Origin of the sequence: Micromonospora sp. CA-248260, assembly GCF_050942205.1 — a bacterium.
Taxonomy (GTDB): domain Bacteria; phylum Actinomycetota; class Actinomycetes; order Mycobacteriales; family Micromonosporaceae; genus Micromonospora; species Micromonospora antibiotica.
This window is the reverse complement of the sequence record NZ_CP192021.1, coordinates 168,490-191,748: the sequence shown is the minus strand read 5'-3', so window position 1 is coordinate 191,748 and position 23,259 is coordinate 168,490. Positions and strand designations below refer to the sequence as shown.

Genomic DNA, 23,259 nt, shown 5'->3' with positions numbered 1-23,259 from the left:
GCCCATGACCGACAGGTACGCGAGCTTCGTCCAATCGGGGGCCGGCCGCGCGCTGGTCAAGCGCCTCGGGCTGCCCGATCCACCGCGACTGCGCCGGCACAGCCCCGGCGACCCACTGCTGCCCGGCCCGGTCCTGCTCGGCGCGGCCACCGGCGGCCGACTCGCCGACCCGGTCGCCGCCATCCTCACCGCCGCCGGGGTCGACGTGCGCACCGGCACCGGCACCACGCCACCCACCGCCGGGCACGACGACTCCGCCGCAGCCGACGGGCCGACCGCCGGGCACGACGCCGCCGCCGCAGCCGACGGACCCACCGAAGCGGCCGGCCGGGACGAGCGGGCGGGGAACGGCGGCGCACCGGCCGGGGGCGGGACGTCCGCCCGGTTCGGGGCCCTGGTCTACGACGCCACCGGCATCACCGACTCCACCGGCCTTCGCCAGCTCTACGACTTCTTCCACCCGCAGGCCCGTGCGGTGCTGCCCAGCGGTCGGGTGATCGTGCTGGGCACCCCGCCGGCCGAGTGCGGCTCGCCCCGGGAGGCCACCGCCCAGCGGGCCCTGGAGGGGCTGACCCGCAGCATCGGCAAGGAGTTCGGTCGGGGCGTCACCGCGCAACTGGTCCACGTCACCGCGACCGGTGACGCAGGCACCGCGACCAGCCTGGAGGCGACCCTGCGGTTCCTGCTCTCCGGCCGCTCCGCGTACGTCTCGGGGCAGGTGGTGCGGGTCGGCACCGGGCCGGCCGTCGTACCGGCGGACTGGAACCGGCCGCTGGCCGGGCAGGTGGTGCTGGTCACCGGCGCGGCCAGGGGCATCGGCGCGGCGGTCGCCCGGGTGCTCGCCCGCGACGGCGCGCAGGTCGTCGCGCTGGACGTCCCGGCGGCCGGGGACGCCCTCGCGGCGGTCGTCAACGAGATCGGCGGCACCGCCGTACAGCTCGATCTCACCACGGCGGACGCCCCCACCCGGCTCGCCGACCACCTGGCCGAGCGGCACGGACGGGTCGACGTGGTGGTGCACAATGCCGGCATCACCCGCGACAAGACGCTGGGTCGGATGGACGCCGACCGGTGGGACGCGGTGCTCGACGTCAACCTCTCCAGTCAGGAACGGATCAACGACGTGCTGTTGGAACGGGAGTTGATCCCCGAGGGCGGCCGGCTGGTCGCCGTCTCGTCGATCGCCGGGATCGCCGGCAACCGGGGCCAGACCAACTACGCGACCAGCAAGGCCGGGGTGATCGGCCTGGTCGACTCGCTCGCCCCGGTACTGGCCGGACGGGGGATCAGCGTCAACGCGGTCGCCCCCGGCTTCATCGAGACCCGGCTGACCGCCCGTATTCCGCTGGTGGTCCGGGAGGCGGGTCGCCGGATGAACAGCCTGGCCCAGGGCGGCCTGCCGGTGGACGTCGCCGAGACGATCGGCTGGCTGGCCTGGCCGGCCTCGGGCGCGGTCAGCGGCAACGTGGTCCGGGTCTGCGGCCAGAGTCTGCTGGGGGCGTGATGGCGCGGCGCAGCAACCGACCCGAGGAGTCCGGCGACGGCGAACTGTCGGTCGGCGACCTGATCGAGGGGCCGACGGAGGTCATCTCACCGGCCGCGCTGGCCGCCGCCCGCACCGCCGGCCCGGGACCCGACCGCAGCGTCGACGAGACCCACGACCTGTCGGCGTACGCCACCGGGGGTCCGACCACGGGGCACGCCGACGGGGACCTGGCGGCGCGGGCCGGGCGGGCCCGGGTGGAGTTGCCCGGTCTGCCCAGGCCGGGCGTGCTCTACCGGCGGGCGTTGCGCGACGCGCTGCCCGGCATCGGCAGGTCCCGCCGGCCGGACGCCGCGCCCCCGGTCGAGTTGGCCGTCGCCGGGGTCACCGTCGACCGGGCCCACCTCGCCGGGTACGACCGGGTCTGCGGTTTCCGGCTGGCCGACACGCTGCCGGCGACCTACCCGCACGTGCTGGGGTTCCCGCTGGCGTTGCGGTTGATGACCCTGCCGGAGTTCCCGTTCCCGCTGGCCGGGGTGGTGCACGTGGGCAACCGGATCACCGTGCACCGCCCGGTCCGGGCCGACGAACCGTGGGACTTCGTCGCGTACGCCGAGAATCTCCGGCCGCATGCCCGGGGGCGGCAGGTCGACGTCGTCCTGGTCGGCTCGGTCGGTGGCGAGGAGGTGTGGCGCGGGGTGTCGACGTACCTCGGTCGGGAGCGCGGGGCCGGCGGGGGTGCCGGGCGCGACCCGGGTGGGCGCCCCGCGCCGCCGGCCGCCACCGCGCACTGGCGGCTCACCCCCCGCGTCGGTACGGAGTACGCCCGGATCTCCGGGGACCACAACCCGATCCACACCTCCCGGTTGGGGGCCCGGCTGTTCGGGTTCGCCCGGCCGATCGCGCACGGCATGTGGAGCAAGGCGCGCTGCCTGGCGGCCCTGGAGAGCCGGCTACCGGAGGCGTACACCGTGGAGGTGGGGTTCAAGCTGCCGGTGCCGCTGCCGTCGACGGTGGCGTTCAGCGCCGCCCCGGGCTGGGACTTCGCCCTGCACGACACCCGGACCGGACGCCCCCACCTGGTGGGCACCGTCCGCTGAACGACGCACGGCGGTTGCCCACCGCCGTTTCGTGAGCTAAGTTGTTCTCAGATCGAGTAATTCTCAACCTGAGAGGGACGCCGTGAACGAGCAGGACTTCCTCGCCGGATACGACCCCAGCGCCTACCCCTCGACCGCGATCACCGTGGACGTGGTGGCGCTGACCATCCGCGAGGGCGCGCTGCACCTGCTGCTGATCCGGCGTGGCCAACCCCCCTACCAGGGGCACTGGGCGCTGCCCGGCGGCTTCGTCCAGCCCGACGAGGACCTCACCACCGGGGCCCGCCGCGAACTCGCCGAAGAGACCGGCCTCGGTGGCGACCGGCTGCGCCGGGTCCACCTGGAACAACTCGCCAGCTACGGCGCCCCCGACCGGGACCCCCGGATGCGGATCGTCTCCGTCGCCCACCTCGCCTTCGCCCCCGACCTGCCCGACCCGGTCGCCGACAGCGACGCCGACGAGGCCGGGTGGCTGCCGGTCACCGCCCTGCCCAGCCGGCAGCTCGCCTTCGACCACGCCCGGATCGTCGACGACGGGCTGGAACGGGCCCGCTCCAAGCTCGAATACACCCCGCTGGCCACCCGCTTCCTCGGCCCCGAGTTCACCATCGCCGAGCTGCGCGGCGTCTACGAGACGGTCTGGGGGCACCCGCTGCACGCCGGCAACTTCCACCGCAAGGTGCTCTCCGTCCCCGGCTTCGTCGAGAGCACCGGCGGCAACACCGAACGCGGCGGCGCCCGGGGCGGTCCCCGGGCCCGGCTCTACCGGGCCGGCGACGCCCGGCTGCTGCACCCGGCGCTGCTGCGCCCCGCCCGGGAGGAGACCGTCCGGTGAGGACCGACGAGGCGATCGGGCTGGTCGCGGCGGCCCGCACCGACGCCGACCTGTTCGGCGTCGACACCCCGGCGCAGCGCTACCGCGAGCTGGTCGCGGCCCTGCACCCCGACCGGCTGGGCGCGCTCGACCATCAGGTACGCGCCGCCGCCACCGACGCGTTCATCGAGGTCACCACCCGCTGGCAGGCCACCCGGACCCCGGCACCCGGCGACCCGACCGGCACCCCCGGCGACCCGACGGCCACCGCCGGCCGACAGGCACCGGACGGCCGCGCCGCCACCGACCCGGCCACCGTCGTGCTGGGGGGATACCGGCTCGGGGCGCTCGCCCACGTCGGTGACCTCGCCGACCTCTACGACGTGGGGGCCGACCGCCTGCTCAAGCTGCCCCGCGACCCGGCCGACAACGACCTGCTGGCCCGCGAGGCGCACGCCCTGCGGCAGATCGAGGAACGCGGCGACCCGCGCCACCTGCCGTACGTGCCCCGGCTGGTCGACACCTTCCGGCACCGGGACGCCGCCAGCGGGGCCGAACGCCGGATCACCGTGCTCGCCGCCGTACCCGGGCTGCACGACCTCGACGCGGTACGCCGGGCGTACCCCGACGGGTTGGACGCCCGGGACGCGGCCTGGATGTGGCGGCGGCTGCTGGTCGCCCTCGGCCTGGCCCACCGGGCCGGCGTGGTGCACGGCGCGGTGCTCCCCCGGCACGTGCTGATCGAGCCGGACGCGCACGGCGTGGTGCTCGTCGACTGGTGCTTCTCCGCCGTCGACGGCGGCACCGTCCCGGCGCTGGTCCCCGGGCACGAGGACTGGTACCCGCCGGAGGTCACCGCGCGGCGGCCCGCCGGCCCCGGCACCGACCTGGCGATGGCCGCGGCGTGCATGAGCTGGCTGATGGGCGACCGTGCCCCCCGTGAACTACGCGCCTTCGCCGACGGCTGCCGCCGCCCGGCGCTGGCCGCCCGACCCGACGACGCCTGGCGACTGCTGGGCGAACTCGACGAGGTGCTCGACCGGCTCTACGGGCCGCGCACCTTCCGACCGTTCACCCTCAACCCCTAGGGAGGCTGCCATGGGCAGCGGAATCTGGTCCACCGACGTGTACGACGCCGCCGACCGCTACCGGAAGAAGAAGGGCACCAGCGCGTTCTCCTACAGCGACAGCGGGGCCCGCACCGTGCACCCGGCGCTCGACCCGCGCGACGCCCTGCGGGAGAGCCGCGACAACGCCGAGCACCCGCAGTCGACACCCATCGCGGTGCTGTTCGACGTGACCGGCTCGATGGGGCACGTGCCCCGTACCCTCCAGGCCAAGCTGCCGCAGCTGCTCGGGCTGCTGCTGCGCCAGGGCTACGCCCGCGACCCGCAGGTGATGTTCGGCGCGATCGGCGACGCCACCTGCGACCGGGTGCCGTTGCAGGTGGGGCAGTTCGAGTCGGACAACCGGATGGACGCCGACCTCGGCCGGATCGTGCTGGAAGGCGGCGGCGGCGGTCAGATGACCGAGTCGTACGAGCTGGCGATGTACTTCATGGCCCGGCACACGGTCACCGACAGTTGGGAGAAGCGCGGGCGGCGCGGCTACCTGTTCATCATCGGCGACGAGCTGGCGTACCCCCGGGTGAGCCGGCGGGAGGTGCGCCGGCTGATCGGCGACGACCTCGGCGAGGACGTGCCGCTGCGGCAGATCCTCGACGAGGTGACCCGCCGCTGGGACACCTACTACCTGCTCCCCGCCGGCAGCCACTACGCCGGCAACGCCAAGGTGCTCGACTTCTGGCGGGACCTGCTCGGGCAGCGCGCCGTCGTCCTCGACGACCTGGACGCGGTCTGCGAGACCATCGCGCTCACCGTCGGCCTCGGCGAGCAGGCCATCGACCTCGACGAGGGGCTGCGGGACCTCGACCGGGCCGGCTCCACCGCGGGCGGCACGGTGTCGAAGGCGCTGGCCCCGCTGGCCGGCGGCCGGCGTACCGAGGTCTCCACGCTGCCGGCCCCGACCGGGTCGCGCCACGCCGGTGGGGTGACCCGGCTGTGACCGACGTCCCCGCCCCCGCGACCCGGCGGCCCGGTCCGGGCCCGACGGGACCGGACGGGACCGGACCGGGCCGGCACGTGATCGTGGTCGATCTCGGTTACGGCGACGCCGGCAAGGGCACCGTCGTGGACTGGCTCTGCGCGACCCGCCACGTGCACACCGTGGTGCGGTTCAACGGGGGTGCGCAGGCCGCCCACAACGTGGTGCTGCCCGACGGCCGGCACCACACGTTCGCCCAGTTCGGGGCGGGGACGTTCCACCCGGGGGTTCGCACCCACCTGGCCCGGCAGCAGGTGGTGGACCCGCTGGCGCTGGCCGCCGAGGCCGACCACCTCGCCTCGGTCGGGGTACCCGACGCCCTCGACCGGCTCACCGTCGACGGGGAGGCGTTGCTGGCCACGCCGTACCACCGGGCCGCCAACCGGCTCCGGGAGATCGCCCGGGGGGCCGCCCGGCACGGCTCCTGCGGGCTGGGGGTGGGCGAGTCCGTCCGGTACGGGCTCGCCCACCCCGACGAGGCGCCCCGGGTGGCCGACTGCCGGGACCCGGAACTGCTGCGCCGCCGGCTCACCGTGCTGCGGGACCGGCTGACCGCCGAACTCGGCCCGCTGGACGCCCCACCGGTGGCGGACTGCCTGCCCGCGTTCACCGGCTTCGCCGACCGGGTGGCGATCGTCGACCGGTCGTACCTGGCCGGGGTGCTGCGGGCGGGGACCTGCGTCTTCGAGGGGGCACAGGGGGTGCTGCTGGACGAGTGGCACGGCTTCCACCCGTACACCACGTGGAGCACCACCACCTTCGCCAACGCCGAGGCGCTGCTCGCCGAGGCGGGGGCGGCCGGGTCGGCGTACCGGCTGGGGGTGGTGCGGACGGTCACCACCCGGCACGGGCCCGGTCCGCTGGTCACCGAGGACCGGACCCTGCCGTTGACCGATCCGCACAACCCGACCAACCCGTGGCAGGGCCGGTTCCGCTTCGGCCACTTCGACGCCGTCGCCCACCGGTACGCCCTGGACGTGGCCGGTGGGGTGGACGGCCTCGCCCTCACCCACCTCGACCTGACCCACCCCGACCCGGCCCGCACCGATTCCGCCCGTCCCGCGCTGCGGCTCTGCCGCCGCTACGAGGACGTCGACCGGCTGCACCCCGGCCCGCCCGGCGACCTGGACCGGCAGGCGGCCCTCACCGCCCGCCTGCTGCGGACCCGCCCGGTGTACGACCCCACGCCCACCGACTGGCCGGCGGCGGTGGCCGGGGCGCTGGCCGCCCCGGTGGTGCTCACCTCGCACGGTCCCACCGCCGCCGACAAGCGGGAGCACACCCCGCCGTCCGGCGAGCCGCTCCCGGCCCCGACCAGCGACCAGGTCCCGCAGAAGACCTGATCCACCGCCCCGGCCCGGCGGCCCTGACCCGGCGACTCCGCCCCGGCCCCGCGGCCCTGATCCGGCGACTCGGCCCCGGGCCGGCGGCGCAGCGTCGAGCATGAGGGCATGCAGTCGGTGCTCGACCTGCTCCACCACACCGTCACCTCACCCTGGGTGTACCTGGTGATCTTCGTGGTGACCGCGGTCGACGCCTTCTTCCCGGCGGTGCCCGGCGAGACCGTCCTGATCACCGCCGGGGTGTTCGCGGCCAGCGGCGAGCCGAACCTCACCGCCGTGATCGCGGTGGCGGCCCTCGGCGCGCTCAGCGGCGACCACGTCTCGTACGGCATCGGTCGGGGCGGCGGCGCACACCGGCTGGCCCGGCTGCCCGACGGCAGCCGCCGCCGGAGCGGCTCGGACTGGGCCCGGCGGGCGGTGGACCGGCGGGGTGGCTCGATCCTCACCACCTCCCGCTTCGTCCCCGGCGGCCGGACCGCCGTCACCCTGACCATGGGTGCCGTCCGGTATCCGCTCCCCCGGTTCCTGGTCTTCGACGCCGTCGCCGCCGTCATCTGGAGCCTGTACTGCGGGCTGCTCGGCTATTTCGGCGGGCTGGCCTTCGAACGCGATCCGGTCCGGGGGCTGCTCGTCGGTGTCGGCCTCTCGCTGGCCGTGACCGGGTTGTTGGAGCTGGCCCGCTGGTGGCGTCTGCGGGCCCGCCGCCGCGCCGCCGGCCACCACTGACCAGTCCGGCCAGGTGGGGCCGGGAACGAGCCACGCACCGGCCCGGGGCCGGCGGGTGACGCGGTCGGTCCGGGCGTCCGGGCGTCCGGGGCCGGCGGGTGGTGTGATCGGTCCCGAGGTCCGGGCGTCCGGGGTCGGCGGGTGGGGCGGGTGGGGCGGTCAGTCCGTCGGGGGCCGCCAGGTGACGCCGTCGAGGAGTTGGGCCGCACCGAGCCAGGCGACGTTCATCATCTGGGTGGCGGTCTTCTCCGGCTCGGCCTCGGGGTGGTCGGCCAGCCAGTCGGCAAGCGACTCGCTCGCGCCGACCAGGGCGTACGCGACGACCTCCAGCTCGGTCGCGGCGACCTCCCGGCCCCGGGCGCGCAACGCGTGGTCGAGCATCCCGGCGACCACCTCGACCAGCCGGGCGCGCATCGCGGCCAGTTCGGTGGCGAACGGTTGGGAGCCCCGGGCCTGCCGGTAGAGCACCGCCCAGCCGTCGCGGTGCGCCCCGACGAAGCCGAAGAAGGCCCGCAGCCCACGCCAGAGCCGCTGGTCGGGCGGGAGGTCGGGGGCGGCGGCCCCCGCGATGGCCAGCATCATCCGGGCGGTCTCCCGGTGCAGGCAGGCGATGAACAGCTCCTCCTTGGTGCCGAGGTAGGCGTAGACCATCGGCTTGGAGATGCCCGCGTCCTCGGCGATCTCGTCCATGCTGGCGGCGTGGAAGCCGCGTCGGGAGAAGACCTTGACGGCCGCGTCGAGCATCTGCTGCTCGCGTACGGCCCGGGGGAGGCGCTTGAAGCTGGGTGTGCTGGACACTCTTGCGAGCATACCTACTCGTGCGTAAGGTTACGCTTGAGTAACCAAAATCGTCCGCCCCGAGAGGTGCCACTCCCATGACTGACTTCGACCCGGCCAACTTCGCCAACTTCGGCCCCAAGGAGTTCGCCCAGCTGGTCAAGTCCACCCCGGACGACAAGATCGCCGAGGTGATGTCCGGCGACCTGCGCGGCAAGGTGCTCAGCGAGGTCTTCGGTCGGATGCCGCAGATTTTCCGCGCCGACCGCGCCGGCACCACCAGCGCCGTCATCCACTGGAACATCACCGGCCGGCCCGACGGTGGCACCGACACCTACGAGATCGTCATCGCCGACGGCACCTGCACCGTCAACGAGCCGCCGCAGCACGACCCCAAGCTCGCCCTCACCATGGGCCCGGTCGAGTTCCTGAGGATCGTCTCCGGTGGGGCCAACCCGGTGATGATGTTCATGACCGGCAAGCTGAAGGCCAAGGGCGACCTGGGCCTGGCCGCCAACATCGCCAACCTGTTCGACATCCCCAAGGCCTGACGATGGCCGAGTTCTCGCTCGACCTGAACGAGGAACAGCGGGATCTGCGGGACTGGGTGCACGGCTTCGCCGCCGAGGTCGTGCGCCCGGCCGCCGCCGAGTGGGACGCCCGGGAGGAGACCCCCTGGCCGATCATCCAGGAGGCGGCGAAGATCGGCCTGTACGGCTTCGAGTTCCTCGCCACCTGCTGGGCCGACCCCACCGGGCTGTCCCTGCCGATCGCCAGTGAGGAACTCTTCTGGGGCGACGCCGGCATCGGGCTGAGCCTCTTCGGCAGTTCGCTCGCCGTCGCCGCCATCTACGGCACCGGCACCCCCGACCAGATGGTCGAATGGGTGCCGCAGTGCTTCGGCACCGTCGACGCCCCCGCCGTCGCCGCGTTCTGCACCACCGAACCGGAGGCCGGCTCCGACGTCTCCGCCATGCGCAGCAGAGCCGTCTACGACGAGGCCACCGACGAGTGGGTGCTGACCGGGCAGAAGGCGTACGCCACCAACGGCGGGATCGCCGGGGTGCACGTGGTCACCGCCTCCGTCGACCCCGAACTGGGCTCCCGTGGGCAGGCCGCGTTCGTCGTACCGCCGGGGACGGCCGGGCTGCACGCGACCCGCAAGCTCAAGAAACTGGGCCTGCGCGCCTCGCACACCGCCGACGTCTTCCTCGACGACGTCCGGGTGCCCGGGCGCTGCCTGCTCGGCGGGAAGGACGCGCTGGACGAACGGCTGGCGCGGGCCCGGTCCGGCCAGCGGGCCAGCGGCCAGGCCGCGATGCGCACCTTCGAGCTGTCCCGGCCGACCGTCGGCGCGCAGGCGCTCGGCGTCGCCCGCGCCGCCTACGAGTACGCCCTCGACTACGCCAAGGACCGGGTCCAGTTCGGCCGGCCGATCATCGCCAACCAGGCCGTCGCGTTCGCCCTGGCCGACATGAAGATGGAGATCGACGCCGCCCGACTGCTGGTCTGGCGGGCCTCCTGGATGGGCCGCAACAACCGGCCGTTCACCGCTGGCGAAGGCTCGATGTCCAAACTCAAGGCGGGTGAGGTGGCCGTCTCGGTGACCGACCGGGCCGTGCAGCTCCTCGGCGGGGCGGGCTTCCTGCGCGACCACCCGGTCGAACGCTGGTACCGGGACGCCAAGATCTACACCATCTTCGAGGGCACCTCCGAGATCCAACGGCTGGTCATCTCCCGCGCCATCTCCGGCGTCCAGATCCGCTGACCGTCGCCACCGGTCGACCGCCCCGTCACCGCCCGTCCACCATGGGCGACGTCGACTGGGCGGTCGGCCGGCGACGACGCATGATCGGAAAGGAATCCCTGGTGAGGGCCCCGGCCGGCCCCACGTCGTACCCCGAAGGAGGTCGCCGGATGGACCTGCCGTTCATCGTGGCCACACTGACCAGGCGGGGACTGCTCACCCCCGGGCACCCCGTCCGGGTCGCCTCGCAACTCGCCGCGCTGCGCCAGTGGGGCTGGGGCATGGCCGGCGAACTACGGCAGGCCGCCGCCCGCGACCCGGGCCGGGTCGCCGTCGTCGACGAGCACGGCCACGAACTCACCTACCGGGAACTGCTCGACCGGGCCGAACGACTGGCCCGGTCGATGCGCAGCGTGCTCGGCGTACAGGCCGGGGACCGGGTCGGGTTGCTGTGCCGCAACCACCACGGGCTCATCGAGGGCATCGTCGCGGCCACCCTGCTCGGCGCCGACGCGGTGCTGGTCAACAGCGGACTGTCCGCCGCGCAACTCGCCACCGTCGCCGAGGAGCAACGGCTGCGGCTGCTGGTGCACGACACCGAGTTCGCCGAGCGGGTCCTCGGCGTCCCCGCCGAGGTGCACCGGGTCGACGAAGCCGGCCTCGACGCCCTGATCGCCGCCGCGCTCCCCGCCGACCGGCTCACCCCGCCCGCCCACGACGGCCGGACCATCGTGCTGACCTCCGGCACCACCGGCACACCCAAGGGTGCCCGCCGGCCCGTCCCGACCGGCTTCGGCCCGCTGGTGTCCATCATCGACCGCATCCCGCTGCACACCCACGACACCGTGCTGATCGCCGCCCCGATCTTCCACACCTGGGGGTACGCGGCACTCCAGGTCGCCTTCGCGCTGCGCGCCACCATCGTGCTGCACCGCCGGTTCGACCCGGCCGCCACGCTGGACGCGCTCGTGACCCACCGGTGCCAGGCGCTGTTCGCCGTACCGGTGATGCTGCAACGCCTGCTCGACGTGCCGCCACCGGAGCCCCGGCCGGCGCTGAAGGTGGTCGCGGTCAGCGGCTCGGCGCTGCCCGGCAACCTCACCACCCGGTTCATGGACACCTACGGCGACGTCCTCTACAACCTGTACGGCTCGACGGAGGTCTCCTGGGCCGCCATCGCCGGCCCCGCCGAGCTGCGCCAGGCCCCCACCACCGCCGGTCGCCCCCCGCACGGCACCCGACTGGAGATCCTCGGCGACGACGGGAAGCCGGTGCCGGCCGGGCGGGTCGGCCGGATCTTCGTCGGCAACGAGATGCTGTTCGAGGGCTACACCTCGGGGGCCCGCCGGGAGACCCACGACGGGCTGCTCGACACCGGCGACCTCGGCCGGGTCAACGCCGACGGGCTGGTCTTCGTCGACGGCCGGGCCGACGACATGATCGTCTCCGGTGGGGAGAACGTGTTCCCGTCCGAGTTGGAGGACCTGCTCGCCCGGCTGCCGCAGGTCCGCGAGGCCGCCGTGCTCGGCGTACCCGATCCGGAGTACGGGCAACGGCTCGCCGCGTTCCTCGCCCTGCACCCCGGCGAGACCCTCGACCCCGAGGCGGTACGCGAGTACGTCCGGCACTACCTGGCCCGGTTCTCCGTACCCCGGGATGTGATCTTCGTGAAGTACCTGCCGCGCAACGCCACCGGCAAGGTGCTCACCCGGGAACTCCGCCGCTACTACGGCTGACCTGTCCCTGACCTCGTCGGGCGACGGTCTGCGGGCAGGGTAGACCTGGGTGCCGGGCGGGTTCCGGGCGCGGGCACGGGCACGGTGGACGCTCGGTGGGCCGTCGACCCCGGGGTGGTCTCCCCGAGCCGACGATCCGGGTGCCGTGGGGGGCTGTCCCCGATGCCGTCGCTCCCCGTGACCGGCAGGCTCGACACCATGAAGATCATGAATCGGCGTACGGTCCTCGTCGCCACCACGCTCGGCGCCCTGCTCGGCGTCACGGCACCCGGGACGCTCGCCTTCGCCGCTCCCACCTCCACCGTCGGTGACCGGCGCGCAGCTCCAGGCTGCCGGCCCGGCACCCTCGACCCGACCCCCGTCCGGCAGGCGATAGCCGGACTGCCCGACGCCGACGCCACCAGCGCCCAGGTCAGGATCACCACGCCGGACGGCTGCTGGACCGGCACCACCGGCGTACGGGACCTGCGCAGCCAGCAACCCGTACCGCCACACGCCCGGTTCCGGGTCGGCAGCGTCACCAAGACCTTCACCGCGGCCATGGTGCTGCAACTCGTGGCCGAACGCCGGCTCGACCTCGACGCGTCGGTGCAGCGGCTCCTGCCAGGGCTGCTCCCCGCCGACTACCCGACGGTCAACGTCCGGCAGCTGCTCGACCACACCAGCGGCCTACCCAGCCCCAGCGTGCCGGACGACATCGAGTGGCAACTCGCCCACCGGTACGACAGGTGGACCCCGCAACAGCTGGTCCGGCTCGGCCTCGACAACCCCCGCGAGTTCGACCCCGGCACGAGGCAGCACTACACCAACATGGGCTACATCGTCGCCGGGCTGCTCATCGAGAAGGTCACCGGCCACCCGTACGCGACGGAACTGGACCGGCGCATCGCCCGACCGCTCGGCCTGCGCGACACCTACGCACCGGGCGACGACCCCCGCCTCCGGGGCCCGCACGCCCACGGCTACCAGGCAGTCGACCGGGACGGCCGGACGGAACTGGTGGACGTCACCACCTGGAGCCAGACCTTCACCCCGGCCGCCGGCAACATCATCTCCAGTCTCACCGACCTGGACACCTTCCTCACCGCGCTCTTCGCCGGTCGGGTGGTGCCGGCCGCCCAGCTCAGCACGATGTTCACCCTGCCCGGAGTGCCGGACGTGAGCGGTGGGCCGGCCCGCTACAGCGCCGGGCTCACCGCGTTCCCGCTGCCCGACGGCGAAACCCTGTGGATCAAGACCGGCTCCCGGTACGGCTACCTCGCCGGGACCGCCTCCACCCGGGACGGCCGCTTCCGGGTGGAATACTCGATCACCAGCACCGACGCCAAGGGCGAGGAACTCAGCGCCACCGCCCAACGGGTCATCGCCGCCGCCCTGTCCCTGCTCTGACCGCCGACCCGACGGGGCACGACCCGGCCAGCGACGGGTCCGTCGCCGGGACGGTGAACTGGTCGCCGGCCCGGGAACGGGTCGGCCCCGCCCGGAGTCCACCGGCCCAGGCGGCTCCCCGGGCCGTCGATCGCGGTGGCGGTCGGCCTCGGGAGAGTGATCCGACCGCTGGCCCGGGCACGATCCATCGCGCCCGGCGTCGGGCGGGCGCTGGGGCAGCCGCCCCGGCTGTGGTCAGTCCGGGACGGTGATCCGGCCGTCGATCGCGGTGGCGGCGATGTCGTTGCGGTGGTGCGAGCCGGCCAACTCGATGCCGCGTACCAGGGCGTAGGCGGCATCGCGGGCGGCGGTCAGGTCCGGGCCGGTGGCCGTACCGCAGAGGACCCGGCCGCCGGCGGAGACCAACGCGCCGTCGGCGGCCCGGCGGGCGGTGCCGGCGTGAATGACGCCCGGGTGGTCGGCACCGGTGATCACGTCACCGGTACGTGGGGTCGCCGGGTAACCCTCGGCGGCCACCACCACGGTGACGGCCGCACCGTCGCGCCACCGCAGCGGCGGGTGCGCGGCCAGCGTGCCCGTCGCGGCGGCGTGCAGCAGCCCACCGAGCGGGGTCTGCAGCAACGCCAGCACCACCTGGGTCTCCGGGTCACCGAAGCGGGCATTGAACTCGATCACCCGGGGGCCGGCGGCGGTCAGCGCCAACCCGACATAGAGCAGACCGGCGAACGGGGTGCCCCGGCGGCGCATCTCGGCAAGCGTCGGGTGGACCACGTCGGCCAGCACCTCGTCGACCAGGCCCGGCGGTGCCCACGGCAGCGGCGCGTACGCCCCCATGCCGCCGGTGTTCGGACCGGCATCGCCGTCGCCGACCCGCTTGAAATCCTGCGCCGGCAACAACGGCAGGGCCGCCTCACCGTCGGTCACCACGAACAGGGAGACCTCGGGCCCGGACAGGTACTCCTCGATCACCACCCGGCCGCACTCCTGCGCGTGCCGCAACGCGACGTCCCGGTCGTCGGTGACCACCACGCCCTTGCCGGCGGCCAGCCCGTCGTCCTTCACCACGTACGGCGTGCCGAACTCGTCCAGCGCCCGCCCGACGCTCTCCGCATCCGTGCAGGTGTACGCGCGGGCGGTCGGCACCCCGGCCGCCGTCATGATCTCCTTGGCGAAGGTCTTGGAACCCTCCAGCCGGGCCGCCTCGGCCGACGGACCGAACACGGGGACGCCCTTGGCGCGTACCGCGTCGGCCACCCCGGCGACAAGCGGGGCCTCCGGCCCGATCACCACCAGGTCGGCACCGACCTCCACCGCCAACCCGGCCACCGCGGCGGGATCGACGGCATCGACCTGCCGCAGCTCCGCCACACCCGCGATCCCCGGGTTACCGGGTGCCGCGAACAGGACCTCGACCGCCGGATCCTCGACCAACCCCAGCGCGAGCGCATGCTCCCGCCCGCCACCACCCAGAAGAAGTACGCGCACGGCGACGAATCCTACCCACCCCACCCCCACCCCACCGTGCCTCGCCCCCACCCGCCCCACTCCCGCCCCCGCCCCGCCCCGCCTCCACCTCACCCCCGCCTCGCCCCCACCCCGGCCCCCACCTCACCCCCGCCTCGCCGCCACCTCACCCCCGCCTCGCCCCGGTGATCAAGAGGTTTGCGTCAGATTGGAGATCAACTTTGACGCAAACCTCTTGATCAGCCGACGCAAACCTCTTGATCACCGGCTAGGGCGGGTGGGGCGGGTGGGGCGGGTGAGGGCAGCGGGGCGGGGTGGGGTGGGGCTCGATGGGGTGGGGGCCCGGCGGAGTGGGGGCCCGGCGGAGTGGGGGCCCGGCGGAGTGGGGGCCCGGCGGGGTGGGTGGAATCCGGTGTGGGACGGGGTCAGTGTGGGGATTCGGGGTGGGGCGGGGTGCGGGTGAGGGACATGGCCTGGCGGACGGTGTGGGGAATGTAGTCCGGGCGGAGCGCGTCGGACCAGGTGAAGCGGAGGATCCGCCACCCCGCGTTGATCAGACGGTTCTGTCGACGACGGTCGGCGAAGAGTGCCTCGGGGGTGCCGTGCGGGGCGGCACCGTCGGCCTCGGCGATCAGCCGCGCGGCCCGCCAGCCGAGGTCACCGATGCCGAGCAGGTGCCCGTCCTCGTCCCGGACCTCCTGTTGCAGGGTGTCGGGCGGGACTCCACCGTCCACGCAACGCAAGCGTGACCAGGTCTCCAGTGGTGACTGGGCGCGTCCGTCCACCTCGGCGAGGTGACTGCGGGCCGCCGGGGCACCTCGCCGGCCCCGGATGAGCGTCGGTGCGCTGGCCAGGTCCTCCGGGGTGACGAGTCCGCGGTTCAGTGCCGAGTCGAGCACGGACACCGCCGGGTACCGGTCGAGCCGGAGAATCATGTCCGTCACGGTGCGCAACGGCGAGGTCGTGAGGATGCCATCCACCTCGGCGAGGTCGCCCGGGGCCACAGTGAACTGGTGGACGACGAGCGTGGGGTCGGTGTGCCGTTGCGGTCGGGGTCGGTCCACCGGCACCGAGACGTGGACCGCGGGTCGGCGTGGCCCGGCGATGTCGTGCAGCAGGAGGGCGCTGTCGAGGACGGCGAAGGCGTCAGGGCCGAGGCTCGTCACTGCCGCCCGGATGCGGGCCCGCCGGGCGACCGCGTCCGGTGGCCGCCCGGTGGGTGCGTAGCAGCCACGGGACAGGCGCGTCCACCGGCCGGAGCGGCAGAGCTGCCGGACATGGTCCCGGGTCAGCCCGGCCGCGAGGGCCTGCGTCGTGGTGACCATCCCGTCCTGCCTGAGGGCGATCCGACGGAGAGTTTCGAGCGGCATCACCCCGCCACCCTCACGCCCCACCCACCCCCACTTCCACCCCTGTGGATAAACCTGTGGACAACCCCCGGGTTTCCACAGGTGATCAAGAGCTTTACGTCAACGAAAGGCGAATCCGTGACGCAAACCTCTTGATCACCGGGGGCAGAGCGGGACCGCGACGGGGGAGGGCGGGGAAGGGAGGGGGAGGGAGGGAGGGGCGGGGTTAGGGGAGGAGGGGGTGGCGGACGACGTTCTCCTCGCGGCCGGGGCCCACGCCCACCACGCTGACGCGGGTGCCGGTGAGTTCCTCGATGCGGGCGATGTAGCGGCGGGCGTTGTCCGGCAGCTCGTCCTCGGTGCGGGCCTTGCTGATGTCCTCCCACCAACCGTCGTGCTCTTCGTAGATGGGGGTGGCGTGGTGGAAGTCGGTCTGCGTCATCGGCATGTCGTCGAAGCGTTCGCCGTTGATCTCGTACCCGATGCAGAGCGGGACCTTGGGCAGGCCGGTGAGCACGTCCAGCTTGGTGATCACCAGGTCGGTGACGCCGTTGAGGCGGCAGGAGTACCGGGCGACGACGGCGTCGAACCAGCCGCAGCGGCGTTCCCGGCCGGTGGTGGTGCCGTATTCGTGGCCGACCTTGCGCAGGTGCTGGCCGTTGTCGTCGAACAGCTCGGTCGGGAACGGACCGGACCCCACCCGGGTGGTGTACGCCTTGCTCACCGCGATGACCCCGGTGATCGCGGTCGGCGGGATGCCCGCACCCACGCACGCCCCACCGGCCGTCGGGTTCGACGAGGTGACGAAGGGGTACGTGCCGTGGTCCATGTCGAGCATGGTGGCCTGGGCACCCTCCAGCAGCACCGTCTCGCCCCGGTCGAGGGCGTCCCAGAGCATCACCCGGGTCTCGGCGATGTACGGCCGCAGCCGCTCCGCGTACCGCAGGTACTCCTCGACGGTCTCCTCGACGTCGATCGCCTTGCGGTTGTAGACCTTGAACAGCAGCTGGTTCTTCTCACGCAGCGCGAGTTCCAGCTTCTTGCGCAGGATGCCCGGGTCGAGCAGGTCCTGGAGCCGGATGCCCATCCGGGCGACCTTGTCGCCGTACGCCGGGCCGATGCCGCGCCCGGTGGTGCCGATCCGGGCCGAGCCGAGGTAGCGCTCCACCACCCGGTCCAGCGCCCGGTGGTGCGGCATGATCAGGTGCGCGTCGCCGGAGATCCGCAGCCGGGACACGTCCACCCCGCGCTCGGCGAGCCCGTCGATCTCGGCGAGCAGCACCTTCGGGTCGACCACCACCCCGTTGCCGATGACGATCATGGCGCTCGGGGAGAGCGCACCTGACGGCATCAGGTGCAGCGCGTACTTCTGCCCGTCCGGGGTGATCACGGTGTGGCCGGCGTTGTTGCCGCCGGAGTAGCGCACGACGTAGTCGACCCGCTCACCCAGCAGGTCGGTAACCTTGCCCTTGCCCTCGTCGCCCCACTGAGCACCGATGAGCACGATCGCTGGCATCTTTTCCGCCTCCAGAAGGCTCGGGTGCCAGGTGGCGACCGGTTGGCGAGCCCGGGGTGTCAGGCTAACAAGTAGGAACGGCGTGGCCAGCAGGGGTTCGCGTCGAAGGTCAGGAGGCCCGGTTTGTACGACGTGGTGCTGCTCACCCTCGGCTCGGAGCGGGACGCTCCCGGTGGGGGCTGCGGCAGCGGCGACGGCTGCTGCGGCGGTGCTCCGCAGGCCGCCGGGCAACCGGCCGGAGAACGGACCGACCCGACCGCCGGGCAGACCCCCACGGGCCGTCCGACCGGTGGGCACGAGCAGACCGGGGCCGGTGGGCACGAGCAGGCCGAGGCCGGTGGGCACGGGACGGAGCAGGGGCGCTGCGAGACGCCCCGGGTGCCGGTGCTGGCCTGTGCGGACGCGTTGACCGCCCGGGGTGCCCGGGTGGAGACGGTCGTCGCCCGTTCCGACGCCGAGGTCGACGAGGTGCTGGCCCGGCTGGACGCCCCGGCCCGACCCGACGGCCTCACCTGGCCCGACCCGGACAGCAAGGTCCGGCTGGTCGTCGCCACCGCCACCGACGCCCAGTTGCGCGCCGTCGTGCGCCGCCTGGTCCGCCGGTACGCCCCACCGCCGAGCCGTCGCCCCGCCGAGTTGGCCGGCAACCGTACGGTGCCTGATCTGCCGCCGATCGGCGTACTCCCGCTCGATCCGGCCCGGGGGGGCCCGCACCGGGATCTGGCCGCGCAGCTCGGCCTGCCCCGGGACCCGGCGGCGGTGGCGGCGGCCGTGCTCGACGGCTGGGTACGCCGGCTCGACCTGCTGCGCAACGACGGCGGTTCGGTGACCCTGGACGGCGCGTTGCTCGGCGCGGCCGACGACTCGGGCCGGCCGCTGCACTGGCGTGGTCGGGTCGAGGTGGACGACGCGGTGCTCACCGACGGCGCGGACCCGATCCTGGCCTGCGCGATCGGCAACGCCGGCGGGTACGCCACCCTCGACTCGCTGCCGCTGCTCACCGCCGGCGACCCGACCGACGGTCTGGTGGAGGTCGCGGTGGCCGTTCCCGTGCCGACCCGCTCCACGTTGGGTAGGAAGAAGAAGATCCGCTACGAGGTACGTCGGGCCCGGGGCCGGGCGGTGGCCGTGATCCCCCGTGACGAACGGGTGCCGTTCCTCGACGACGGGGTCGAGGGCGAGTTGAGCCGGAAGCGTTCCTGGTGGACCGAGCCCGGGGCCTGGGCGGTCTTCACGGGCTGACCACCCACCCGAGTCCGTCACCCGGCGTGACGGCAACGGGACGGCCTATCCTCGGCGGGAGGAATGGGGAGGAGCCGTGGTGGACGACAACGCCGACCGGGCAGGACTGCCCGGCCAGCCGCCGGTGCCGGAGCGGGACATCGAACCGCTCTGGCCGCCCGACCCGACCGAACCGGTGCCGCACTGGGCCGGTGAACCCCCGCCGGTCTTTCCGCCGACGGCGTACCCGTCGCTCGCGGCGGAGGTGACTCCGACGCCGGCCGACGGTGGTTGGGCCCCACCCGGTGACGGTTGGACGCCCGCCCACCCGGAACCGACCCCCACCCCCGCCCTCCCCCCGAGGTACGACGACCCCCCGGGGTACGACGACCCACCCGGGCGGGCGGCGACGGGCCGGGCCGGGCGGGTGGACATCGACCTGCCCTTCTCGCTGGACCCGTCGCTCGCCGGCCCACCGGTGCCGCCGCCCGGCCCGGCCCGGGGGGCAGCTCCGTCGGCGCCCACGGACCCGCCCGACGGCCCACCCCACCCCGCCCCGCCGTCCCCGGCGCGTAACGCGACCGTCGTGGCGCACGGCACTGACCCGACCGAGTGGAATCTCGGCAGGTTCGGGCCCCTCCAGCGGCCGAGATCCGCCCCGGTCCAGGAGCCCGGACCGGAGGCGGCGGCAGTCGTGGCGGCGGTGCCGGCCCAGCCCGCAGGCCGAGGCGAGTCGCCCTGGGCGCTGCCGCCCCAGCGACTCGCGGTCGGCGTCGAGGAGTCGGCCCCGACCGCTGCCGGACCGCCGCCGAGGCCCACCGCCCCCGACGCGGATTTCGGCCCCACCGGACCCGGACCCGGCCACACCGCCGCATCCGATCCGGCCCACCCCGACCCGGAGCACCTCAGCCCGACCTTCCCCGAGCCGGAGCACCTCAGTCCGACCTATCCCGGCCAGGAGCACCTCAGCCCGCCCCATCCCGGCCCGACCTATCCCGGCCCGGAACGCCTCGGGCCGGAGCGCCACGCGGCGGAGGAGGCCGGTCCGGGCGCGCTCGACCCGATCGCCTCCGCGCCGGCCACGCCCGGACCGGCCGCCCACGGCCAAGGGTCGACCGGACCCGCAACTCTCGGACCCGCCGCCCACGGCCCCGGACCCGCCGCCCACGGCCCCGGGCCGACCGGACCCGCAACTCCCGGACCGATCCGGCCCGGGGTGACGGGTCCCGGGGAATCCGGTCTGCTGCCCGGACCGCAGGTGCCCGGCGGGTGGCACCGGTCGTCGTGGCCGGAGCAGCCCCCGCCGGCCGGGACGGCACCGGCCGCCGGGCCCCCGGCGGCCTATCCCGACCCGGCGGGCTACCCGGAGCTGGGCTGGTCACCGGACAGCGGGATCGCGCCGACCGCCGAGGACTTCGCCCGCCGTCGGCAGATCCGGCCGGCCGAACCGATCGCCACGATGGGCGTACGGGCCGTGGTCAACCGGATCGGCCTGGTGAAACTCCCACCGGGGCAGCACGAGCAGGAGGTGAAGCGGGACATCGAGATGGTGCGCCGCAACTTCGGCGGGCTGCGCCAGGTGACCGTGGTCAACCCCAAGGGCGGCGCCGGGAAGACGGTGGCCATCCTGCTGCTCGCCATGACCTTCGGGCAGAAGCGCGGCGGTTACGTGCTGGCCTGGGACAACAACGAGACCCAGGGCACCCTGGGGATGCGGGCGCAGCAGGACTTCCACTCCCGGACGGTCCGGGACATGCTGCGTGACCTCGGGCAGTTCCAGGGGCCGCACGGCCGGATCGGGGACCTGTCGCAGTACGTCCGCTCGCAGGGCGAGGGGATGTTCGACGTGCTCGCCTCGGACGAGTCGGCCACCGGGGGCGAGATGCTGACGGCGGCGGCGTTCGCCGAGATCCGCGAGGTGGTGAGCCGGTTCTACAAGCTGATCTTCGTGGACACCGGGAACAACGTCCGGGCGCAGAACTGGCAGGCCGCGATGGACGCCACCGACCAGTTGGTGGTCACCATGTCGGCCCGGAACGACTCGGCGGAGACGGCCGCCCGGATGCTCGACCACCTGGAACAGAGCGGCCGGCACCGGCTCGTCCGGCAGGCGGTGACGGTGGTGTCGATGCCGCCGTCGCGCAAGGAGATCGACCTGCCGGCCATCCAGGAACACTTCGCCGCCCGGACCAGGGCGGTGCTGCTCGCACCGTACGAGCGGCTGATCGACACCGGTGAGCCGATCCGGTACGGCGGGCTCTCCTCGGCCACCCGGGACGCCTGGCTGAAGATCGCCGCAGCGGTGGCCGAGGGGCTCTGAGCGGCCCCGCGACCGTCGGCACCGGCCCACCCCGAACGGACCGTCCGGGGCGGGCCGGCGTCGACCGGACGGTCAGGCGCCGGCGAGGGCGTCCCCGGCCGCCGGGTCGCAGTCGCGGAGGAACTGGGCGCACCGGGCGGCCTCGTCCGCCTCGCCGATCTCCCCGGCGGCCCGGGACAGGACGTAGAGGCAGCGCAGGAAGCCCTGGTTCGGGGCGTGCGACCACGGGACCGGGCCGTGCCCCTTCCAGCCGCTGCGCCGCAACTGGTCCAGGCCACGGTGGTAGCCGGTGCGGGCGTACGCGTACGCGGCGATCACCTGACCGCCGTCGAGGGCACGGGTGGCCAGGGCCGCCCAGGCCGCGCTGTGGGTGGGAAAGCGGGCCGCGACCTCGGCATACGCCTCGTCGGTGCCGTGCTCGGCGGCGGTGGCCAGCGCGGCGTCCGCGTCGTCGTGCGCGGGCAGGAGGGTGGCCGGAGGCTCAGGCAACAGGTTCTGCATCGCCCCATTCAACCCGCTTCGCCCTGCACCGCGCGAGGGGGTCGGACGCATACGGTGGCTGAACGGTGGAGGTCTACGTCACGCCCGGGACCCTGTCGGGTGAACCCTCGGCCAACCGTACCGGCCCTGCGGTCGTACCGGCGACCCGCGCGGCTCGGACGATCCACCCCAGCGGTCCCGCCGGTCGGCCCTGCGGCCCATGCCGCACGAAGATATTTTCCACTACAACTATTGGTCCGGAGCCTCCCCAGGACCCGGTTACGCAGGAGCCCGGCGACCTCGGTCGCCGGGCTCCTGTCGTCGGTGCCCCGGCCGCCGCGCGGCGGGTGCCCCGGCCCGCCGGATGCCGGCCCCGGCCGCCGCGCGGGGGTGGCGGGGTGGGGGCAGGATGGCGGGGTGCCGACCCCACCTCCTGCGGACGTCATCGCGCCGCACGACACCAGTCATGACGAGATCGAGACCCGGGCCGAGTTCGACAGGCACCTGGTCGCCGGCAGCCTCGCCGGGTTGACCGTGCAGGGGCTGCGCCTCGACCTCGATCCGGTTCCGGACCTGACCGCCACGGAGGTGACCGGGACCCTCTTCGTGGGTTGCCGGTTCGCCGGCCGGGAGGTCGGGGCCGACCTGGTCCGGCGCGGGGCGAACGTGGTGCCGCCCTTCTCCGGCCTGCCCTACCCGACCCAGCCGGCCCACCTGTACACCCCGACCGACCTGGCCGAGGGGTTCGCCGACGGCGGGTTCGCCGGGATGTACGACACCCGGGTCTACGAGCACTTCCGCGCCCACGGTGGCGCCCTGCCCGACGTGAAGGAGGCGCTCGGGCAGCGGTTGCACGACCACGGGGTGGACAACGCCCTGGCCGACGCGACCCGGACCTGGCTCGCCACCCACGGGCCGCAGTCGGTGGTGGGGGTGATGGGTGGGCACGCGGTGCCGCGCGGCAGTGTGCCGTACCGGATGGCGGCGGTGCTGGGCTGGGAGCTGGCGCGGGCCGACCGGCTGGTGGTGACCGGCGGCGGCCCCGGGGTGATGGAGGCGGCCAACCTGGGCGCGTTCTTGGCGGCCTGGCCGGCGCGGGAGTTGGACACCGCGATCGACCTGCTGGCGGTGGCCCCCGACTTCACCGATCACGACCGGTACACGGCCGCCGCGCTGGCGGTGCGGGACCGTTACGTCGCCACCGTGCCGCAGCAGCGCGGCCCCGGCCTGGACTGGGCCCGCTCCGGCGGGCTGGCCATCCCCACCTGGTTGTACGGCCACGAGCCGGCGAACCTGTTCGCCGGGCGGATCGCCAAGTACTTCTCCAACGCCATCCGGGAGGACACCATCCTGCGGCTGGCCCGGGGCGGGATCGTCTTCGCGCCCGGCCGGGCCGGCACCGTGCAGGAGGTGTTCCAGGCGGCGACGAAGACGTACTACGGCACGGACGGCGCGAGCGGGGCGTACGTCTTCCTCGACCAGGCGTACTGGACCCGGGAGTTGCCGATCGAGTCGCTGCTGCGCCCGCTGTTCGCCGGGTCCCCGGCCGGTGACCTGTCCGCCAGCATCCACCTCACCGACGACGTCCACGAGGCCGTCCGGGTGCTCACCGCGACCGGCTGACGGCCGTCCCGGCCACCGTCGTGGCCGGGCTCCGACGGCGACGGCCGGCTCCCGTGGGGGAGCCGGCC

At 74.2% G+C, this 23,259-nt stretch carries 19 protein-coding genes; 14 read left to right on the top strand and 5 right to left on the bottom strand.

Annotation, left to right across the window (positions count from 1 at the left end):
- Positions 1-4: 4 nt before the first annotated feature.
- From ACQP2H_RS00900 to ACQP2H_RS00870, 7 genes are all read left to right on the top strand, one after another.
- Complete coding sequence (locus ACQP2H_RS00900; RefSeq protein ID WP_433230468.1) at positions 5-1,504, top strand: 3-oxoacyl-ACP reductase; 1,500 nt, start codon at positions 5-7, stop codon at positions 1,502-1,504.
- A complete protein-coding gene (locus ACQP2H_RS00895; protein WP_357533333.1) occupies positions 1,504-2,583 on the top strand; it encodes a MaoC/PaaZ C-terminal domain-containing protein in 1,080 nt (359 codons plus the stop codon). The genes ACQP2H_RS00900 and ACQP2H_RS00895 overlap by 1 nt, the downstream gene beginning before the upstream one ends.
- An 82-nt stretch (positions 2,584-2,665) precedes the next feature.
- Positions 2,666-3,418 (top strand): NUDIX hydrolase, encoded by a 753-nt coding sequence (locus ACQP2H_RS00890; protein WP_208565336.1) that lies wholly within the window; start codon positions 2,666-2,668, stop codon positions 3,416-3,418.
- Entirely contained in the window at positions 3,415-4,485 is a 1,071-nt protein-coding gene (locus ACQP2H_RS00885) for a serine/threonine protein kinase (RefSeq protein WP_433230464.1), read from the top strand. Before ACQP2H_RS00890 ends, ACQP2H_RS00885 begins: the two co-directional genes overlap by 4 nt.
- A 10-nt stretch (positions 4,486-4,495) precedes the next feature.
- A complete protein-coding gene (locus ACQP2H_RS00880) occupies positions 4,496-5,461 on the top strand; it encodes a hypothetical protein (protein WP_219465566.1) in 966 nt (321 codons plus the stop codon).
- A gap of 80 nt (positions 5,462-5,541) precedes the next feature.
- Positions 5,542-6,843: an adenylosuccinate synthetase gene (locus ACQP2H_RS00875; protein WP_363818276.1), complete on the top strand. Its 1,302-nt coding sequence runs from the start codon at positions 5,542-5,544 to the stop codon at positions 6,841-6,843.
- A 108-nt stretch (positions 6,844-6,951) separates the two neighbouring features.
- Positions 6,952-7,569 (top strand): DedA family protein, encoded by a 618-nt coding sequence (locus tag ACQP2H_RS00870; protein WP_219465565.1) that lies wholly within the window; start codon positions 6,952-6,954, stop codon positions 7,567-7,569.
- A 159-nt stretch (positions 7,570-7,728) separates the two neighbouring features.
- On the opposite strand, the gene ACQP2H_RS00865 is transcribed toward ACQP2H_RS00870, so the two are convergent.
- Entirely contained in the window at positions 7,729-8,367 is a 639-nt protein-coding gene (locus tag ACQP2H_RS00865) for a TetR/AcrR family transcriptional regulator (protein ID WP_219465564.1), read from the bottom strand.
- Positions 8,368-8,444: 77 nt separating this feature from the next.
- Between ACQP2H_RS00865 and ACQP2H_RS00860 the strand changes: the two genes are divergently transcribed.
- The 4 genes from ACQP2H_RS00860 to ACQP2H_RS00845 all read left to right on the top strand — a co-directional run bounded on the left by ACQP2H_RS00860 (position 8,445) and on the right by ACQP2H_RS00845 (position 13,218).
- Positions 8,445-8,897, top strand: a complete 453-nt coding sequence (locus tag ACQP2H_RS00860; protein WP_208565327.1) for an SCP2 sterol-binding domain-containing protein — start codon at positions 8,445-8,447, stop codon at positions 8,895-8,897.
- 2 nt (positions 8,898-8,899) lie between these two features.
- Positions 8,900-10,114, top strand: a complete 1,215-nt coding sequence (locus ACQP2H_RS00855; RefSeq protein ID WP_219465563.1) for an acyl-CoA dehydrogenase family protein — start codon at positions 8,900-8,902, stop codon at positions 10,112-10,114.
- Positions 10,115-10,263: 149 nt separating this feature from the next.
- Complete coding sequence (locus ACQP2H_RS00850) at positions 10,264-11,829, top strand: AMP-binding protein (RefSeq protein ID WP_357532819.1); 1,566 nt, start codon at positions 10,264-10,266, stop codon at positions 11,827-11,829.
- A 198-nt stretch (positions 11,830-12,027) separates the two neighbouring features.
- Positions 12,028-13,218, top strand: a complete 1,191-nt coding sequence (locus ACQP2H_RS00845) for a serine hydrolase domain-containing protein (RefSeq protein WP_363817962.1) — start codon at positions 12,028-12,030, stop codon at positions 13,216-13,218.
- A gap of 234 nt (positions 13,219-13,452) precedes the next feature.
- Here ACQP2H_RS00845 and purD read toward each other — a convergent pair whose 3' ends face one another.
- The 3 genes from purD to ACQP2H_RS00830 form a co-directional block, all read right to left on the bottom strand.
- Entirely contained in the window at positions 13,453-14,703 is a 1,251-nt protein-coding gene (gene purD, locus ACQP2H_RS00840; protein WP_219465558.1) for a phosphoribosylamine--glycine ligase, read from the bottom strand.
- A gap of 404 nt (positions 14,704-15,107) precedes the next feature.
- Complete coding sequence (locus tag ACQP2H_RS00835; RefSeq protein WP_357532815.1) at positions 15,108-16,052, bottom strand: type IV toxin-antitoxin system AbiEi family antitoxin domain-containing protein; 945 nt, start codon at positions 16,050-16,052, stop codon at positions 15,108-15,110.
- A 205-nt stretch (positions 16,053-16,257) separates the two neighbouring features.
- Positions 16,258-17,547, bottom strand: a complete 1,290-nt coding sequence (locus ACQP2H_RS00830; RefSeq protein WP_208565321.1) for an adenylosuccinate synthase — start codon at positions 17,545-17,547, stop codon at positions 16,258-16,260.
- A gap of 123 nt (positions 17,548-17,670) precedes the next feature.
- Here ACQP2H_RS00830 and ACQP2H_RS00825 point away from each other — a divergent pair, with 123 nt between their 5' ends.
- Together ACQP2H_RS00825 and ACQP2H_RS00820 are read left to right on the top strand one after the other, a co-directional pair.
- Entirely contained in the window at positions 17,671-18,789 is a 1,119-nt protein-coding gene (locus ACQP2H_RS00825; protein WP_433230456.1) for a hypothetical protein, read from the top strand.
- Positions 18,790-18,868: 79 nt separating this feature from the next.
- Positions 18,869-21,088: a chromosome partitioning protein gene (locus tag ACQP2H_RS00820; RefSeq protein ID WP_433230453.1), complete on the top strand. Its 2,220-nt coding sequence runs from the start codon at positions 18,869-18,871 to the stop codon at positions 21,086-21,088.
- A gap of 72 nt (positions 21,089-21,160) precedes the next feature.
- On the opposite strand, the gene ACQP2H_RS00815 is transcribed toward ACQP2H_RS00820, so the two are convergent.
- Positions 21,161-21,589 (bottom strand): DUF3151 domain-containing protein, encoded by a 429-nt coding sequence (locus ACQP2H_RS00815; protein WP_219465550.1) that lies wholly within the window; start codon positions 21,587-21,589, stop codon positions 21,161-21,163.
- A 396-nt stretch (positions 21,590-21,985) separates the two neighbouring features.
- Between ACQP2H_RS00815 and ACQP2H_RS00810 the strand changes: the two genes are divergently transcribed.
- Positions 21,986-23,191 carry an LOG family protein gene (locus ACQP2H_RS00810; RefSeq protein ID WP_208565317.1) on the top strand — a complete coding sequence of 402 codons (1,206 nt, stop codon included), beginning with the start codon at positions 21,986-21,988 and terminating at the stop codon, positions 23,189-23,191.
- Positions 23,192-23,259: the final 68 nt, after the last annotated feature.